Annotated in this window: 14 protein-coding genes; 6 read left to right on the top strand and 8 right to left on the bottom strand. The window is 72.4% G+C overall.

What is annotated here, in order from left to right:
- Positions 1-50 precede the first annotated feature (50 nt).
- Genes ACNAVT_RS08130 through ACNAVT_RS08115 form a run of 4 tightly spaced genes read left to right on the top strand, consistent with a single transcriptional unit; the run spans position 51 to position 3,969 of the window.
- Positions 51-989, top strand: coding sequence for an ABC transporter permease (locus tag ACNAVT_RS08130; RefSeq protein ID WP_416294319.1), 939 nt, complete (start codon positions 51-53; stop codon positions 987-989).
- Positions 982-1,914: an ABC transporter permease gene (locus tag ACNAVT_RS08125; protein ID WP_416294318.1), complete on the top strand. Its 933-nt coding sequence runs from the start codon at positions 982-984 to the stop codon at positions 1,912-1,914. Before ACNAVT_RS08130 ends, ACNAVT_RS08125 begins: the two co-directional genes overlap by 8 nt.
- Before the next feature lie 5 nt (positions 1,915-1,919).
- Positions 1,920-2,957 carry an ABC transporter ATP-binding protein gene (locus ACNAVT_RS08120; RefSeq protein ID WP_416294316.1) on the top strand — a complete coding sequence of 346 codons (1,038 nt, stop codon included), beginning with the start codon at positions 1,920-1,922 and terminating at the stop codon, positions 2,955-2,957.
- On the top strand, positions 2,941-3,969 hold the full coding sequence (locus ACNAVT_RS08115; protein WP_416294314.1) for an ABC transporter ATP-binding protein: 1,029 nt from the start codon (positions 2,941-2,943) through the stop codon (positions 3,967-3,969). Before ACNAVT_RS08120 ends, ACNAVT_RS08115 begins: the two co-directional genes overlap by 17 nt.
- 134 nt (positions 3,970-4,103) lie before the next feature.
- Here the strand turns inward: ACNAVT_RS08115 and ACNAVT_RS08110 are convergent, their stop codons facing one another.
- From ACNAVT_RS08110 to purN, 4 genes are all read right to left on the bottom strand, one after another.
- Positions 4,104-6,737, bottom strand: a complete 2,634-nt coding sequence (locus tag ACNAVT_RS08110) for a glycosyl hydrolase (protein WP_416294312.1) — start codon at positions 6,735-6,737, stop codon at positions 4,104-4,106.
- A gap of 159 nt (positions 6,738-6,896) precedes the next feature.
- Positions 6,897-7,376 (bottom strand): hypothetical protein, encoded by a 480-nt coding sequence (locus ACNAVT_RS08105; protein WP_416294310.1) that lies wholly within the window; start codon positions 7,374-7,376, stop codon positions 6,897-6,899.
- A gap of 261 nt (positions 7,377-7,637) precedes the next feature.
- A complete protein-coding gene (purH, locus tag ACNAVT_RS08100) occupies positions 7,638-9,209 on the bottom strand; it encodes a bifunctional phosphoribosylaminoimidazolecarboxamide formyltransferase/IMP cyclohydrolase (RefSeq protein ID WP_416294308.1) in 1,572 nt (523 codons plus the stop codon).
- Complete coding sequence (gene purN, locus ACNAVT_RS08095) at positions 9,206-9,826, bottom strand: phosphoribosylglycinamide formyltransferase (protein WP_416294306.1); 621 nt, start codon at positions 9,824-9,826, stop codon at positions 9,206-9,208. Before purN ends, purH begins: the two co-directional genes overlap by 4 nt.
- 241 nt (positions 9,827-10,067) lie before the next feature.
- On the opposite strand from purN, the gene ACNAVT_RS08090 reads away from it, so the two are divergent.
- A complete protein-coding gene (locus ACNAVT_RS08090) occupies positions 10,068-10,667 on the top strand; it encodes a hypothetical protein (RefSeq protein ID WP_416294304.1) in 600 nt (199 codons plus the stop codon).
- 12 nt (positions 10,668-10,679) lie between these two features.
- Here the strand turns inward: ACNAVT_RS08090 and ACNAVT_RS08085 are convergent, their stop codons facing one another.
- A complete protein-coding gene (locus ACNAVT_RS08085) occupies positions 10,680-12,032 on the bottom strand; it encodes a DUF6350 family protein (RefSeq protein WP_416294303.1) in 1,353 nt (450 codons plus the stop codon).
- A gap of 156 nt (positions 12,033-12,188) precedes the next feature.
- On the opposite strand from ACNAVT_RS08085, the gene ACNAVT_RS08080 reads away from it, so the two are divergent.
- Entirely contained in the window at positions 12,189-12,458 is a 270-nt protein-coding gene (locus ACNAVT_RS08080; RefSeq protein ID WP_416294302.1) for a DUF4190 domain-containing protein, read from the top strand.
- Between the two features lie 56 nt (positions 12,459-12,514).
- Here ACNAVT_RS08080 and sucD read toward each other — a convergent pair whose 3' ends face one another.
- From sucD to ACNAVT_RS08065, 3 genes are all read right to left on the bottom strand, one after another.
- Entirely contained in the window at positions 12,515-13,402 is an 888-nt protein-coding gene (gene sucD / locus ACNAVT_RS08075) for a succinate--CoA ligase subunit alpha (RefSeq protein ID WP_416294300.1), read from the bottom strand.
- Positions 13,403-13,404: 2 nt separating this feature from the next.
- A complete protein-coding gene (gene sucC / locus ACNAVT_RS08070) occupies positions 13,405-14,583 on the bottom strand; it encodes an ADP-forming succinate--CoA ligase subunit beta (RefSeq protein ID WP_416294298.1) in 1,179 nt (392 codons plus the stop codon).
- Positions 14,584-14,765: 182 nt separating this feature from the next.
- Positions 14,766-15,665 carry a hypothetical protein gene (locus tag ACNAVT_RS08065; RefSeq protein WP_416294296.1) on the bottom strand — a complete coding sequence of 300 codons (900 nt, stop codon included), beginning with the start codon at positions 15,663-15,665 and terminating at the stop codon, positions 14,766-14,768.
- Between the last annotated feature and the right edge of the window lie 269 nt (positions 15,666-15,934).

The following is a 15,934-nucleotide window of genomic DNA, read 5'->3' as shown; positions in this document are numbered from 1 at the left end:
GACCCACGGTACGGCGTACCCTTCGCCCCTTTTAGAGAGACTTTGACAGTATGTTCCGCTTCATTCTGCGGCGACTGCTCCAGATGGTTCTCGCGTTCTTCGGGACCACGCTGATCGTCTACGCGCTGATGTTCGCCGGCCAGGGCGACCCCATCCAGGCGCTCGCGGGGGAACGCCCCGTCACCGCGGCCCAGCGGGCATACCTGACCGAGAAGTACCACCTCGACGCCACCGGCGTCGGCGGCTTCTTCTACCGCTACTTCGACTACCTCAAGAACCTGCTCCAGGGTGACCTGGGGCAGTCGCTGACCGGCCGCCAGATCGGCGACATCCTCGCCACCGCGTGGCCGGTCACCGTCAAGCTCGCGCTCATCGCGATGGCCGTGACCGTCGTCTTCGGGGTCACCGCCGGGGTGATCGCCGGCATCCGGCGCGCCAGCATCTTCGACAACTCGACGCTGGTGCTCACCCTGCTGGTGCTCGGCATCCCGACCATCGTGCTCGCCCCGCTGGCCCAGTACCTCCTCGGCGTGAAGTGGCAGCTCTTCCCGCCGACCGCCGGCGCCGAGCCGAGCCTGTACGCGCTGCTGCTTCCCGGCATCGTGCTCGGCTCGCTCTCGCTGGCCACCGCGCTGCGGCTGACCCGTACCTCGGTGGCAGAGAACCTGCGCGCCGACTACGTCCGCACCGCCCGCTCGAAGGGCCTGGTCAAGCGGCGGATCGTCAGCGTGCACGTGCTGCGCAACTCGCTCATCCCGGTGGTCACCTTCCTCGGCGTCGAGCTGGGCAACCTGATGAGCGGCGCGATCATCACCGAGGGCGTCTTCAACATCCCCGGTGTCGGCTTCAACCTGTTCCGCGGCATTCGCACGGAGGACGGCCCGCTGGTGGTGGGCATCGTCAGCGTGCTGGTCGTGGTCTACCTCGTCTCCAACCTGGTGGTGGACGTCCTGTACGCCGTACTCGACCCGAGGATCCGCTATGAGTGACATCGAAACCGTGGCGGCCACCGAGAACCAGGCCGCGCGACCCGGAGTCGCCGCCGGCGCGCAGCAGAAGCCGCGCAGCCTGGCCGGGGACGCCTGGCGTGACCTGCGCCGCAACCCGATCTTCTGGATCAGCCTGGCCCTGGTCGTGCTGGTCGCCGCGATGGCCGCCGTCCCGTCGCTGTTCGCCGCCAACGACCCGCGCGAGTGCCTGCTCTCCCGGCAGCACGCCGGGCCGTCCGGCGGGGCCATCTTCGGTTACGACTTCCAGGGCTGCGACACGTACTCCCGGGCGGTCTACGGGGCGCGCGCCTCGCTGCTGGTCGGCGCACTCTCCGCGCTGTTCACCGGCCTCATCGCGCTGGTCGTCGGGATGTTCGCCGGCTACTTCGGCGGTTGGGTCGACGCGGTGCTCTCCCGCGTGATCGACATCGTGCTCGGCATCCCGCTGCTGCTCGCCGCGATCGTGCTGCTCAAGCGGGTCCACAGCGACGGCTCCACGATCCGGATCGCCGCCGTGATCTTCGTGCTGGCGGCGCTGGGCTGGACCACTGCGGCCCGGGTGGTCCGTTCCTCGGTGATCACCGCCAAGGAGCAGGACTACGTCGCCGCGGCCCGGATGCTCGGCGCCGGCAACGGCCGGATCATGTTCCGGCACATCCTGCCGAACGCGCTCGCCCCGGCGATCGTGGTGCTCACCATCGCGCTCGGCTCGTTCATCGCCGCCGAGGCGACGCTGAGCTTCCTCGGCATCGGTCTCAAGGCCCCGACCATCTCCTGGGGCATCGACATCGACGCCGGCCGGGTGCACATGCGGGAGTCGGCGACCCCGCTGCTCGTACCCTCCGCCTTCCTCGCGCTGACCGTGCTCGCCTTCATCATGTTGGGCGACGCGATCCGCGACGCCTTCGACCCGAAGCTGCGGTGACGCTCATGACCCAGTCCGCTGTCCGGTTCACGCCGGCCCCCACCACCCCGCCACGCGGCCACCTGCTCGAGGTACGGGACCTGCACATCGAGTTCCGCACCCACGAGGGCGTGGCCAGGGTGATCAACGGGGTGTCGTACCACCTCGACCCGGGCGAGACCCTGGCCGTGCTCGGCGAGTCCGGCTCCGGGAAGTCGGTGACCGCGCAGGCGATCATGGGCATCCTCGACACCCCACCGGCGCACATCCGCTCCGGCCAGATCCTCTACCAGGGCCGGGACCTGCTGACCCAGTCGGAGGAGCAGCGCCGGCAGGTGCGGGGCAAGGAGATCGCGATGATCTTCCAGGACGCCCTCTCCGCGCTGAACCCGGTCTTCCCGGTGGGCTGGCAGATCGGCGAGACGCTGCGCCAGCGCGAGGGGATGTCCCGCGCCGACGCCCGCCGGCGGGCCGTCGAGCTGATGGACCTGGTCAAGATCCCGGCCGCCGCCAAGCGGCTCGGCGACTACCCGCACCAGTTCTCCGGCGGCATGCGGCAGCGCGTCATGATCGCGATGGCGCTCGCCCTGAACCCGAAGGTGCTCATCGCCGACGAGCCGACCACGGCGCTGGACGTCACCGTGCAGGCCCAGATCATGGACCTGCTGGCCGACCTGCGCCGCGACCTCGACATGGCGATGATCCTGATCACCCACGACCTCGGCGTGGTCGCCGGCGTCGCGGACCGGATCGCCGTCATGTACGCGGGCCGGATCGTCGAGCGGGCCGACGTGCGCTCGCTGTACCGGACGCCGGCCCACCCGTACACCAAGGGGCTGCTGGAGTCGATCCCACGGCTGGACGTCCGGGGCCAGGCGCTCTCCACGATCAAGGGGCTGCCGCCGAACCTGCTGAACATCCCCTCCGGCTGCCCGTTCCACCCGCGGTGCCCGCGCGCCCAGCAGGTCTGCGTGGACCAGGTGCCGCGGGACCTGGTCCTCGGCAACGGCCGGACCAGCGCGTGCCACTTCGCCCAGGAGGTTCGTGATGACAGCGACCGCTAGCCCGACCAAGGTCCGCGGCGAGACCGTCCTCTCCGTCGACAACCTGGTCAAGCACTTCCCGATCACCCAGGGCGTGCTCTTCAAGAAGCAGGTCGGCGCGGTCAAGGCGGTCGACGGGGTCAGCTTCGAGCTGCGCCGCGGCGAGACGCTCGGCGTGGTCGGTGAGTCCGGCTGCGGCAAGTCCACCCTGGCCCGGCTGCTCATGCGGCTGGAGAAGCCGACCGCCGGCCGGGCCAGCCTGGAGGGGAAGGACCTGTTCAAGGCCTCCGGGGCGGAGCTGCGCCGGCTGCGCCGCAACATGCAGATGGTGATGCAGGACCCGTACACCTCGCTGAACCCACGGATGACGGTCGGCGACATCATCGGCGAGCCGTTCGACATCCACCCGGAGGCGGCGCCGAAGGGCAGCAAGCGGCGGCGGGTGCAGGAGCTGCTGGACGTGGTCGGGCTCAACCCCGAGCACGTCAACCGCTACCCGCACCAGTTCTCCGGCGGCCAGCGGCAGCGCATCGGCATCGCCCGGGCGCTCGCCCTGCGGCCCGAGATCATCGTCTGCGACGAGCCGGTGTCGGCCCTCGACGTGTCCATCCAGGCCCAGGTGATCAACCTGCTGGAGCAGCTCCAGGACGAGTTCGGGCTGTCGTACATCTTCATCGCGCACGACCTGTCGGTGGTCCGGCACATCTCGGACCGGGTCGCGGTGATGTACCTGGGCAAGATCGTCGAGATCGGCACCGAGCAGGAGATCTACGAGCGAGCCACTCACCCGTACACCCAGGCGCTGCTCTCGGCGGTGCCGGTGCCCGACCCGGACGCGCGGGACAACCGGAGCATCATCCGGCTCACCGGCGACGTGCCGAGCCCGGCCGACCCGCCGTCGGGCTGCCGGTTCCGCACCCGCTGCTGGAAGGCGCAGGACATCTGCGCCACCCGGGAGCCGCACGCGGTGCTCCGCGCGGCGGACCCGCACCCCTCGGCCTGCCACTTCGCCGAGGTACGCCCCACCGGCTGACCCGACGTCCCCGTACGGTCCGACGAACGACGACCGTCGCACGCGGAGGCCCCGCCCCGGAGGAAGGGGGCGGGGCCTCCGGTGTCCGGCCGGCGGTCCGGTCCGCGCGGGTCCCGAGTCGGACCGCCGGCCCGTCAGAGCTGGGCGAGGTTGAACGCCCAGATGCCGCGGCCGTGGGTCGCGACGTAGACCGAGTTGTCGACCGCGTTGTACTCGACGTCCATGCCGACGGTCAGCGGCAGCCCGGTGCCGAGCCGCTGCCAGTTGGTGGCGCCGGGCGCGCGGTAGAACGTGGCCAGGTCGGTGGCGAGCACCAGCCCACCGTTGGCCAACTCCTTGATCGAGCTGGCCGGCACGTCCGGCAGGTTCGCCGAGACGTCCTTCCAGGTCGCACCCGAGTCGGTGGTCTCGAAGACGTGGCCGTAGCCGGCACCCGGCCCCTCGGTGAACCGGCGGGAGAACCCGTTGATCGCGAGGAAGGCGTGCGCGGCGTTCGCCGGGTCGATCCCGACGCCCTGCACGAACCGGTTCGGGAAGTCGCCGGGCAGGGTCAGCTGGTGCCAGCTCGACGGGTCGTCGACCTTGCCGACCGCGACGCCCCGGGCGAACCCGGCGTTGTTGCACGGCCCGCACCAGCTGACGTACGCCGTCCCGCCGGCGACGGCGACCGCGGTGGCGGTGTGGCCGGCGCCCAGGTCGAAGACGTTCGTCCAGCCCTTGCCGTTCCGGATCGCGTAGCCCTTGGTGTTCACCCAGACGCGCTGGCCGCCGGCGACCCAGATGTTCGCGTCGTGGTCGTCCGGCGCGAACGGCGCGATGAACCGGGCCGGCTCGTCACCCGGCCGGGAGGTGTACGGCTGGATGTCCCGCGAGGTGGAGGTCGCCTCCGTGCCCGGGCCAGGGTTCTCGTTGCAGTTCTCGGTCACCCGCATGGCCAGGTTGGTGTATTCCTGGACCTGCCGGCAGCCGTTGGCCGGGTCGGCCAGCGAGTCGCCACCGTCACCGCCGAAATTCGAGCCCATCACGGTGTCGCCGGCGCGCAGCACCGAGACCCCGTTGTCCTGGAGACCGCCGGAGACCACGGTGCCCGCCCGGGCCGGGTCCCTGCCCACCGAGACCGAGTAGTACTGCAGGGCGTCGATGGTGCCGTCGTTGAGGCTCTGCCAGTCGGTGGCGTGCCCAGCCTTGTCGGTCCTGCCGTTGATCGGCCGCCGGTAGACACCACCGTCGTTGCCGACGTAGACGAAGCCGTTGCCGACCGCCACGGAGTGCTGGTCGGAGTGGGTGGTCTTGTCGCAGGTGTTCTGCGCGTCGTAGATGTTCCAGCAGGAGAAGTTGAAGTTCCAGTACGGACCGACGGTCTTCCAGGTGGCGCCGGCATCGGTCGTCTCGTAGACCTCCTCCAGCCCCGCCCAGAGGTGGTTCGGGTTGGCCGGGTCGACCGTGAGGAACTGGTTGTACCAGGCCTGGATGCCCGGTCCGTAGCCCTTGCCGCCGACGGCCTGCTTGAGCGCCGACCCGGAATTGCCCAGCTTCGACGAGTTGGCGATCATGTTCCACGGGCCGGCGGGATTGCCGGTGTTGGAGACGTAGATGCCGTCCAGGTAGCTGTTCACGTTGCCGGCCGGCTTGTTGAGCAGCCGCGGCGACTGGTTGATCGCGTACAGCTTGCCGCCGTCGGCGGAGAAGGCGAACGTGACGTAGCCGATGTCGTCGGCCGGCATGGCCCCGGTCGGGTTGACCTTCGTCCAGCCGCCCGCGGTGTAGTCGGCGGTCTCGTAGAAGCCGTTGTACGTGTCGCCGGAGCGCCAGGCCGAGGCGACCACCACGTGCTTCGGGTTGTGCGGGTCGCCCGCGACGTCGTTGACGATGTTCTTGTACGCGGCGTTCGCGGTGCCCGCGTCCGCCCCGCCCGGCAGGTAGCTCGGGTTCGGCGTGAACTCCAGCTTCCATGCGCCGGAGGTGCTGCTCATCGGGTGCGAGAAGAGGCCCCGGTTGGTGGCGGCCCAGACCTTGCCGTCGAAGAAGCGCAGCTTGTTGACGACCGTGCTCTCCAGCTCGGTCCCCCCGACCCGGTCGGTCCCGGCGAACTTCCCGGTCTTCGGGCCGGCCAGCCGGTAGACGCCGGCGCCGACGTACGAGGTGGCGCCGGTGTTCGCCTCGCCGGTGGCGTACCAGAGGGAACCGTCGGCGGCGAGCACGAGGTCGCCGCTGGACAGGGTGGGCAGCGCGTCCGCGATCGGCGTCCAGCTCCCGCCGCCGGTCGAGGAACGCCACACGCCGCCGTCCGCGCCGGCCGCGTAGACGTAACCGCCGTTGTCCGCGGCCAGGCCCGTGATCCGGCCGGTGACCAGGCCGGCACCGCCGGATGAGTTGGACGCGTAGTCGCGGTAGCGCGGGTCGTCACCGTCATATTTGATCCTGGTGACCTCGCGCCAGCTGCCCTTGGTGACGGCCAGCCCGTTGAGCTGGCTCAGCGCGTTGGAGTACGCGCCCGGCGAGACGATTCCGGGGGCGTACCGGGCCTGGGCGAACTGCTCGGCGATGGTGCGGGCCTCGAAGGCCTCCTCGCCGGCCTCCTCGGACGACTCGCCGGCCGCCATCTCCATGAACTCCCTGGGATGCCAGGGCATGTTGGCGCCGGGCTCGTCGGCCAGACCGAGCTTCTCCCGCACCTCGTGATTGGTGGCGACGACGCCACCGAGCGCGGCGGCCAGCACCAGCGCGCCCGCGATTGTCGCCGGCTTGCGCCAGCGGGACTTGGACATGTGAATCCTCCAGGATTCAAGGCGCCCCGAACGGAGTGGCCCGGGGAGGGAAACCATGGCGGCAGACGGCGGCCACGGCGCTGTCGTGATCGGACGGAACCCGTCCGGAGTCGACCCTCGTACCCCGTCGTACCGCCAGGCGGGTGCCGCGGGGCGGGATCAGGCGACGGCCGGCGGGGCCCGGGCGGGCAGGGTGCCGCGCGGCGGCAGCGGTAGGACCGGCTGCCGGTAACGGGTCGCGGCGACGACGCGATCGGGCCTGCCGCCGGCACGCACGGGCGCGGCCAGAAGGAGATCGTCCGGCCCGTCAGTGAGAACGACGCCGGCGCGGTGGTCACCACAGCTCCCACCGGAGAGTTCCGTCCGCGCGTCCGACGCAGCGCCGGGGTGCGCGAGGCGCGCCACCACCGCTCGGGGGTCGCCGGGGGGAGGGGCGGGACGGTCCGGCAGGGCGACCGGAGCGTTGACGGGCCGTCCGTCCGGATGAGGAACGGGCGACGCGTCGTGGATGATCGGCCGGTGCGCGGCGGTGACCACCGCGCCGGGCTCAAGGGCCTCCCCGCGGGCGGGCGCGCCCAGACCGACCAGGACGAACGCGAGCGCGACGGCGACGGCGGTCAACCGATCGAGCACGCGCATGGGCAACCCTGCCGATACGAGGGGAAGCAGCTCCAACGAGCGGCGCGACGGCCGCGGGTGGGAGCTGGCCGCGAGGAGAACGGAAGAATTCGATCCCTTACTGCCGGCACCCACGCTAGCAACAACCTTCGCCGGCGGGCAACGGCACGGCGGTCGCACTTCGGCTGGTCGATCGGCGGAGGCGACAGCGCTCCCCAGTGGAGGCCCACCACGTGCGACGGGGGCGCGGCCGGTCGGCCGCGCCCCCGTCGCACGCGCCGGTCAGTGGAAGAAGTGCCGGGTGCCGGTGAGGTACATGGTCACGCCGGCCTCCTTGCAGGCGGCGATGGTCTCCTCGTCGCGGATCGAGCCACCCGGCTGGACGATCGCCCGGACCCCGGCCTCGATGAGGATCCTCGGGCCGTCGGCGAACGGGAAGAAGGCATCCGAGGCGCAGACCGACCCGCGGGCCCGGTCGGCGCCGGCCCGGCGCACCGCGAGCTGCGCCGAGTCGACCCGGTTGACCTGGCCCATCCCGACGCCGACGGTGGCGCCGTCCTTCGCCAGCAGGATCGCGTTGCTCTTCACCGCGCGCACCGCCCGCCAGGCGAACACGAGGTCGCGCAGGGTCGTCTCGTCGGCGGCATCGCCGGTGGCCAGCCGCCAGTTCGCCGGGTCGTCGCCCTCGGCGTCGATCCGGTCCCGCATCTGCACCAGCACACCGCCGGTGACCTGCCGCCACTCCGCCGGCAGCGGGTTGAACTCCGGGGCGCGCAGCAGCCGGATGTTCTTCTTGCCCTGGAGGATCTCGACGGCGCCGGGCTCGAAGCCCGGCGCCACCAGGACCTCGGTGAAGATCTCCGCAACCTGCCGGGCCAGCTCGACGGAGACCGTCCGGTTCACCGCGATCACCCCGCCGTACGCGGACACCGGGTCGCAGGCGTGCGCCTTGCGGTGCGCCTCGGCGGCGTCCGCGCCGGTGGCGATGCCGCACGGGTTGGCGTGCTTGATGATCGCCACCGCCGGCTCGGTCGGGAAGTCGTTCGCGGCCCGCCAGGCGGCGTCGGCGTCGACGTAGTTGTTGTACGACATCTCCTTGCCGTGCAACTGCTCCGCCTGGGCCAGGCCCGCCGGGCTGGCCGGATCGGCGTAGAGGGCCGCCGCCTGGTGCGGGTTCTCGCCGTAGCGCAGCACCGCCTGCCGGCGCAGGGCCAGGCCGGCGAACTCCGGCCACCCGTCGGCGGCCGGGGCCAGGGAGGCCGCGAACCACTCGGCGACGGCCACGTCGTACTCGGCGATGTCGGCGAACGCCCGGGCGGCGAGCGCCCGGCGCTCGGCGAGCGTGAAGCCGCCCTCGGCGAGCGCGGCCAGCAGCGCCGGGTACGCCGCCGGGTCGGTCACCACGGCGACCGAGGCGTGGTTCTTGGCCGCCGCCCGGACCATCGCCGGACCGCCGATGTCGATCTGCTCGACGCACTCGTCCTGGCTCGCGCCCGAGGCGACCGTGGCCTGGAACGGGTAGAGGTTGGAGACCAGCAGGTCGATGCCGGCGATGCCGTGCTCGGCGAGCTGGGCGGCGTGCGCGTCCTTGCGCAGGTCGGCGAGGAGGCCGCCGTGAATCTTCGGGTGCAGGGTCTTCACCCGGCCGTCGAGAATCTCCGGGAAGCCGGTCACCTGCTCGACCGGGGTCACCGGCACACCCGCGCCCGAGATCGTCGACGCGGTGCTGCCGGTCGAGACGAGTTCCACCCCGGCCTGGTGCAGGGCCCGGGCCAGCTCGACCAGGCCGGTCTTGTCGTAGACGCTGACCAGCGCCCGTCGGATCGGGCGGCGCGCGTCCTCATTGGCACTCACGGAACGGTGACCTTTCTGCCGGTGATCGTCCAACCTTCGCGGACCAGCCGACCGACCTGCTCGACGAGCTGGCGCCGCTCGGCCTCCTTGATGCGCTCGGTGAGCGTCTCCTCGTCGTCGTCGTCCCGCACCGGCACGGCGACCTGGGCGACGATCGGGCCGGTGTCCATCCCGGCGTCGACGAAGAACAGGGTGGCCCCGGTGACCTTCACGCCGTAGGCGAGGGCGTCCCGGGGGCCGTGGATGCCGGGGAACGCCGGCAGGAGGGTGTTGTGAGTGTTCAGGTAGCGATCGCCGACGGCGGCCAGGAACCGCGGGCCGACCAGCTTCAGGAACCCGGCGCTGATCACCAGGTCCGGCTCGTGCTCGGCGACGCGGGCGGTGAGCGCCGCGTCCCAGTCCTCGCGCGTCGGATGGTCCTTCAGCCGCTCCACAAAGGTCGGCACCCCGACCGCGGCGGCCCGGTCCAGGCCGGCGATCCCGTCCCGGTCGGCGCCCACGGCGACCACCCGCGCCCCGTAGGCAGGGTCGGCGGTGGCATCCAGCAGCGCCTGGAGGTTGCTGCCGGAGCCGGAGACGAGGACGACGAGGCGGGCGACGGACGCGGGCTCGGTCACCCGGCCACCCTATCGGGCAGGTCGGGTCGTCCACTGCTTGGGCGGCGCCGTCGCGGGTGATCTCCGGTGGCCCCGGCACGATACGCTGCCGTCGCCGGTGCCTGGCGTACGCGCCGCCCGGCGTCGGCATCGTGACCTTGGTCCCGGGCCCGTGTACGGCGGCGTCCCGGTGCTGGGCGGAATGATGAGCGGCAGCAACCGACCTTGGACCGTCGACCCCCCAGTTTGAGGAGCACCTGCAATGCAGCCCGGTTACCCCGGTCAGGACCCGTACGGCCAGCAGCAGCCCCAGCAGGACCCGACCAACCCGCAGTACCAGGACCCGTACGCCCAGCCGCCCGCGGCACCGCAGTACGGTCAGCAGCCCACCTCCGGCCAGCCCTACGGGCAGCAGCCGGACCCGTACGGCCAGCCGCAGGCGCCGCAGTACGGCCAGCAGCCGACCTCCGGCCAGCCGTACGGCCAGCCGGCCTCGGGGCAGCCGTACGGGCAGCAGCCGTACCAGGACCCGTACGCGCAGCAGCAGCCGTACGGCGCGCCGACGTACCCGAACGCCGGCTACCCGCAGCCGCAGGGCCAGCAGAACACGCTGGGCCTGGTGTCGATGATCCTCGGTATCGCGTCGATCCCGCTGGCCTGCTGCGCGTGGATCGGCGTCCTGGTCGGCATCGCCGGCGTCGTCACCGGCTACCTGGGCCGGCAGAAGGCCGCGCAGGGGCTGGCCAACAACGACAGCCAGGCGAAGACCGGCCTGATCTGCGGTGCCGTCGGTGCCGGCCTGGGCCTCCTGGTGTTCATCCTGAGCCTGGCGGGCACCTTCAACTTCCCGACCGCCCCCTGATCCACCACTACCTCAGGGGCGCCCCGGAGCATCCGGGGCGCCCCGCGCCGTTTCGGCCCGCGTCCGCCCCCGGCCGTCCGTAGTGGCCCTGCCGGTGAGGGACCTGGTGGCGGCGGCTCCGAGCAGTGCGCCGGCGGCGACGACCGCCGTGGCCACCCCGGCCACCTGCCACCACACCGGGCCGATCTCGGCCAGCCGGCCTCCGCCGAGCGGCCCCCCGGAGATCACGGCGGCCACGCCGAGCAGCGCCCCCGCGACCGGGCCGGCGAACGCCGCCGGCACGAGCAGCGCCGGCCAGCCGACCCGCGCCCGCTCCTCGGCGGCGATCCGCAGCAGCCGCCGGGCCAGCAGCCAACCGGCGGCCATCCCCACCAGCACCGGCACCGCGAGCAGCCCCGCGCCGAGCCCGTCGACCGGGCCGCGCGGCAGCCCGGCCAGCAGCGGTACGGCCGGCAGCGCGCCGACGGACACCTCGCTGGTCCGCACGGCCGTGTCGGTGCCGACGGCGAAGCCGGGACCGAGCAGGTAACTGGCCGACCAGATGGTGGCGTTCGGGGCGTACGCGAGGCTGACCAGGGTGACGCCCGCCTGACCGGCCACCCCGGTCCGGTACGCCCCGATCATGTCGGCCGCGTCCCCACCGCCGGTCGCCACGGACAGACCAGCCGCCCCGGCCCCCGCGCCGATCAGCAGCAGCCCGGCGACCAGCCCGGTGCGCAGCCCGTCCCGCAGCGCCGCCGGGGACCGCCTCGCCAACAGCACCGACACGCCGGTGGTACGCACCGCGCCGGCCAGGGCGGCGAGCGCGCCGAAGATCGCGAAGGTCAGCCCGGCCCGGACCGGGGACACCCGCAGGCCGCCGGCGCTGACCACGACCGCGGCGAGGGCGCCGAGCAGCGCGTACCCGATGCCGACGGCGACCGCGACGGTCAGCGCCTGCCGGGGCGAGCGACCACCGCGGGCGCCGACGGCCCGGCTGACGTGCACGCCGGCCCGGATGAGCCGCCAGACGACGAGCGCGGTCAGGGCGAGCGGCGCCAGGCCGAGCGGCCCGGTCGGGGTCTCCAGCGGCACCCGGTGGCCGAGCAGCCAGCCGGCGAGCCCGGCACGCAGCGCGCCGGGCAGCGAGCCGGCATCCTCGCTGAGCTGGGCCAGGCCGAGCACGACGGTGACCGGCAGCCAGGACGTCACGGCGGCCCAGCCGGCCGCCACCCCGGCGGCGACGGGCAGCGGGGCTCGGCTACGCGGCGCCTCCCCCGACCGGGGCGCGGGCACCCGCGGGGCCGGCCGGGCGCGGCCGGTCGGCCGGGCGTCGGCGACGTCGGCGGCGGGACGGCGGGGCTGGTCAGGGGTGACGGGTGACATCGGTTCTACTCTGGCATGTCGGGCGGGCGGCGGCAGTCCGATACCGCCCCGGGGCCCCGGCGAGTTGCGTGATCCACCGGCCGGCGGCCCCGATCCGGTCTAGCCTCGGCCCAGGACGCGAATTCATGTCGTGGCACCGACCGCTCGGAGGATGCCGTGAACGCTCCGTACCCGCCGCCGCCACCGCGCCCGGCCGCCGGCCGGGACCGGACGATCCTCTGGGGCGTCCTGGGGATCGTCTTCGGCCTGCTGTGCTACGGCATCCTGGGCATCGTCTTCGGTTACCTGTCGATCCGGAACGCGCGGCGGTTCGGGCGGTCACAGCTGCTCGGCTGGCTGGGGATCGCGTTCGGCGTCATCAACATCATCGCCAGCGCGATCATCCGGACCCGCGGTCACTACTACTCGCCGTACTGGTACCGCTGAGACGCCGAGGGGGTCGACCGGATCCGGTCGACCCCCTCGGCACGTCACGCGACCGCTCAGCGGCCAGACATGATCTCCCGCATCAGGTTGGCGGTCTCGGTCGGGGTCTTGCCGACCTTCACGCCGACCGCCTCCAGCGCCGCCTTCTTCGCCTCGGCGGTGCCCGCCGAGCCGGAGATGATCGCGCCGGCGTGGCCCATGGTCTTGCCGGGCGGGGCGGTGAAGCCGGCGATGTAGCCGACCACCGGCTTGGTGACGTTGGCCTTGATGAACTCGGCCGCCCGCTCCTCGGCGTCGCCACCGATCTCACCGATCATCACGATGGCGTCGGTCTCCGGGTCCGCCTCGAACGCGGCCAGGGCGTCGATGTGGGTGGTGCCGATGATCGGGTCACCGCCGATGCCGACGCAGGTCGAGAAGCCGATGTCGCGCAGCTCGTACATCATCTGGTAGGTCAGCGTGCCGCTCTTGCTGACCAGGCCGATCCGGCCGCTGCCGGTGATGTCGGCCGGGATGATGCCGGCATTGGAGGCGCCCGGCGAGGCGATGCCCGGGCAGTTCGGGCCGATGATCCGGGTCCGCTCGCCCTTGGCCACGTTGTACGCCCAGAGCGCGGCGGTGTCGTGCACCGGCACGCCCTCGGTGATCACCACGGCCAGGTCGATGCCGGCGTCGATCGCCTCGATCGCCGCGGCCTTGGTGAACTGCGGCGGCACGAAGATAACCGTGACGTCCGCCCCGGTCTCCTTCATGGCGTCCGCGACGGTGGCGAAGACCGGCAGCTCGGTGCCGTCGAAGTCGACGGTCTGGCCCGCCTTGCGCGGGTTGACGCCGCCGACGACGTTGGTGCCGGCGGCGAGCATCCGCCGGGTGTGCTTGGAACCCTCGGAACCGGTCATCCCCTGCACGATGACCTTGGAGTCCTTGGTCAGCCAGATAGCCATGATCAGACCCCCGCAGCCGCCAGCTCGGCGGCCCGCTCGGCCGCGCCGTCCATGGTGTCGACCCGCTCGATCAGCGGGTTGTTCGCGTCGTCGAGGATCGCCCGACCGGCCTCCGCGTTGTTGCCGTCGAGCCGGACGACGAGCGGCTTGGTGACCTGCTCGCCGCGCTGCTCCAGCAGGGCCAGCGCCTGCACGATGCCGTTGGCGACCGCGTCGCAGGCGGTGATGCCGCCGAAGACGTTGACGAAGACGCTCTTGACCGACGGGTCGGAGAGCACGATCTCCAGGCCGTTCGCCATCACCGCGGCGCTCGCGCCGCCGCCGATGTCGAGGAAGTTGGCCGGCTTGACGCCGCCGTGCCGCTCGCCCGCGTACGCCACCACGTCGAGGGTGGACATGACCAGGCCCGCGCCGTTGCCGATGATGCCGACCTCGCCGTCGAGCTTGACGTAGTTGAGGTCCTTCTCCTTGGCGGCCTGCTCCAGCGGGTCCACCGCCGCCTGGTCGACCAGGGCCTCGTGGTCCGGGTGCCGGAACGCGGCGTTCTCGTCCAGGCTGACCTTGGCGTCCAGCAGCAGCAGCTTGCCGTCCTTGGTCTTGGCCAGCGGGTTCACCTCGACCAGCGTGGCGTCCTCGGCGACGAACGCCTGCCAGAGCTTCACCGCGGTGTCGACGACCTGGTCGGCCACCTCGGCCGGGAAGCCGGCCGCGGTCACGATCTCGCGCGCCTTCGCCTCGTCCACGCCGACGTTGGCGTCGATCGGGGCCTTGACCACCTTCTCCGGGGTCTCCGCGGCGACCTGCTCGATGTCCATGCCGCCGGCGACGCTGGCGATGCAGAGGAAGGTGCGGTTCGCCCGGTCGAGCAGGTAGGAGAAGTAGTACTCCTCGGCCACGTCCGCGGTCACGGTGATCATGACCTTGTGGACGGTGTGACCCTTGATGTCCATCCCGAGGATGTCAGTGGCCCGGGCCACCGTCTCCTCCGGGCCCTCGGCCAGCTTCACGCCGCCGGCCTTGCCGCGGCCACCGACCTTCACCTGCGCCTTGACGACCACCCGGCCGCCGAGGCGTTCGGCGATCGCGCGGGCCTCCTCCGGGGTAGTGGCGACGCCGCCGGCGAGCACGGGCAAACCGTGCCGCTCGAACAGGTCCCGCCCCTGGTACTCGTACAGGTCCACGATTGCGCGTCCCGTCCCGTCTCCGCGACGCGCCCTCGCGCCGCCACCAGCGTTGGAAATCAGTTTGACGCCTGTCATCAGACGAGACAGGCCATTTGCCGCAGCCTAACGAGATGGGAGCCGGGGGCAACCGAGCGGGTGCGGGGTGTGCGGTAATGCACAGCCGCCGGGACGCGTCGGGGTCAACCCACCCGGCAGCGGCCGGCCGCGTACCCGATCACCGCCCGCATGATCTCCTCCTCGGAGCGGTCGGCGAAATTGACCGTAGCGGTGAAGCCGGTGCCGAAGAACGCCTGCTGCATGCCGGAGTCCAGTGCGGTGAAGGCGCCCAGCCCGGTGCCGGCACGCGGGTCACGCGGCTTCACGCAGACCATCTTCTCCAGCGCCCACCGCCGCAGGTAGATCCGGTCGATCGCCTCCCAGGGCAGCCAGATCGCCTGCCCACGAGTGGGCCGGGTCTTGATCCAGAGCCCGGCCGGTCCGACCGCGAGCACCGGTCCGCCGGAGGTGATCAGCCAGAACTGGAGGCCCACCGGCAGCGCGACGAACAGCATGAGCACCGGGATGACGAACAGGACTCCGGCATCGCCCTCGCCGGACGACACGGCCATGCCGATCGGGCAGGCCATCACCAGGCCGCAGAGCAGGATCAGCAGGCCGAAGGGCAGCGCCCGCTTGCGCAGGCTCGGCCGGGCCACGAACGGCAGGTCCTCCGGGATCCGCTTCGCCGTCCGGGTGGCCGGCGGCTGCCACGGTGGCGGCAGCTGCGCCAGCCCGACCCCGCCCGGATACGCCGGCCAGCCCGCACCGGGCTGCTGCGGTGGTGGCGCGGGCCAGCCGGCACCGGGCTGGTGCGGTGGTGGCGCGGGCCAGCCGGCACCGGGCTGCGGCGGCCCGGACCAGCCAGGTTGCTGCTGCTGCGGCGGCCCGGACCAGCCGGGCGCCTGCGGTGGCGCGGGCCAGCCGGCGGCCGGTTGCGGGGCGGCCTGCCCCCAGCCTGGGGCGGCGGTGGCGTCCGGCCGGCCCGGCGGCGGCGCCCATCCGTCGGCGGGGTCCGGCTGCGGGTGGGCGGGCTGGGTCACGGCGAGCTCCCGGCGGGATCGTCGACCGCGGGACGCGGTACGGGCCAGGCACACGATACGACCCTCGCCCCGGCCGCACGGTCCCGTGAACCGCCCGTTCCCGGCGCCGAGATCCCGCACCCGGGACCACGGTTCAGCCGTCCGGGGGATGTTGGGAAAGAGGCGTAACCCCTCGGTGGAGGCGTCGTTGAGTCTGATGTCGGAGCGCTGGTCAGGCGCGATGACGGGAGACGGCCGATGCCCTGTCGGTCGAGGGGTGGCGGCGGGGC

It is taken from the genome of Micromonospora sp. SL4-19 (genome assembly GCF_047921475.1).
GTDB lineage: Bacteria > Actinomycetota > Actinomycetes > Mycobacteriales > Micromonosporaceae > Micromonospora.
Note: the sequence above shows the minus strand (reverse complement) of the source record. Positions and strands in the feature narration are given on the sequence as shown.

Excerpts from the sequence above, each read along its gene's own strand:
- ACNAVT_RS08130 (WP_416294319.1), top strand. The coding sequence starts at position 51 with ATGTTCCGCTTCATTCTGCGGCGACTGCTCCAGATGGTTCTCGCGTTC.
- ACNAVT_RS08125 (WP_416294318.1), top strand. The coding sequence starts at position 982 with ATGAGTGACATCGAAACCGTGGCGGCCACCGAGAACCAGGCCGCGCGA.
- ACNAVT_RS08120 (WP_416294316.1), top strand. The coding sequence starts at position 1,920 with ATGACCCAGTCCGCTGTCCGGTTCACGCCGGCCCCCACCACCCCGCCA.
- ACNAVT_RS08115 (WP_416294314.1), top strand. The coding sequence starts at position 2,941 with ATGACAGCGACCGCTAGCCCGACCAAGGTCCGCGGCGAGACCGTCCTC.
- ACNAVT_RS08110 (WP_416294312.1), bottom strand. The coding sequence starts at position 6,737 with ATGTCCAAGTCCCGCTGGCGCAAGCCGGCGACAATCGCGGGCGCGCTG.
- ACNAVT_RS08105 (WP_416294310.1), bottom strand. The coding sequence starts at position 7,376 with ATGCGCGTGCTCGATCGGTTGACCGCCGTCGCCGTCGCGCTCGCGTTC.
- ACNAVT_RS08090 (WP_416294304.1), top strand. The coding sequence starts at position 10,068 with ATGCAGCCCGGTTACCCCGGTCAGGACCCGTACGGCCAGCAGCAGCCC.
- ACNAVT_RS08085 (WP_416294303.1), bottom strand. The coding sequence starts at position 12,032 with ATGTCACCCGTCACCCCTGACCAGCCCCGCCGTCCCGCCGCCGACGTC.
- sucD (WP_416294300.1), bottom strand. The coding sequence starts at position 13,402 with ATGGCTATCTGGCTGACCAAGGACTCCAAGGTCATCGTGCAGGGGATG.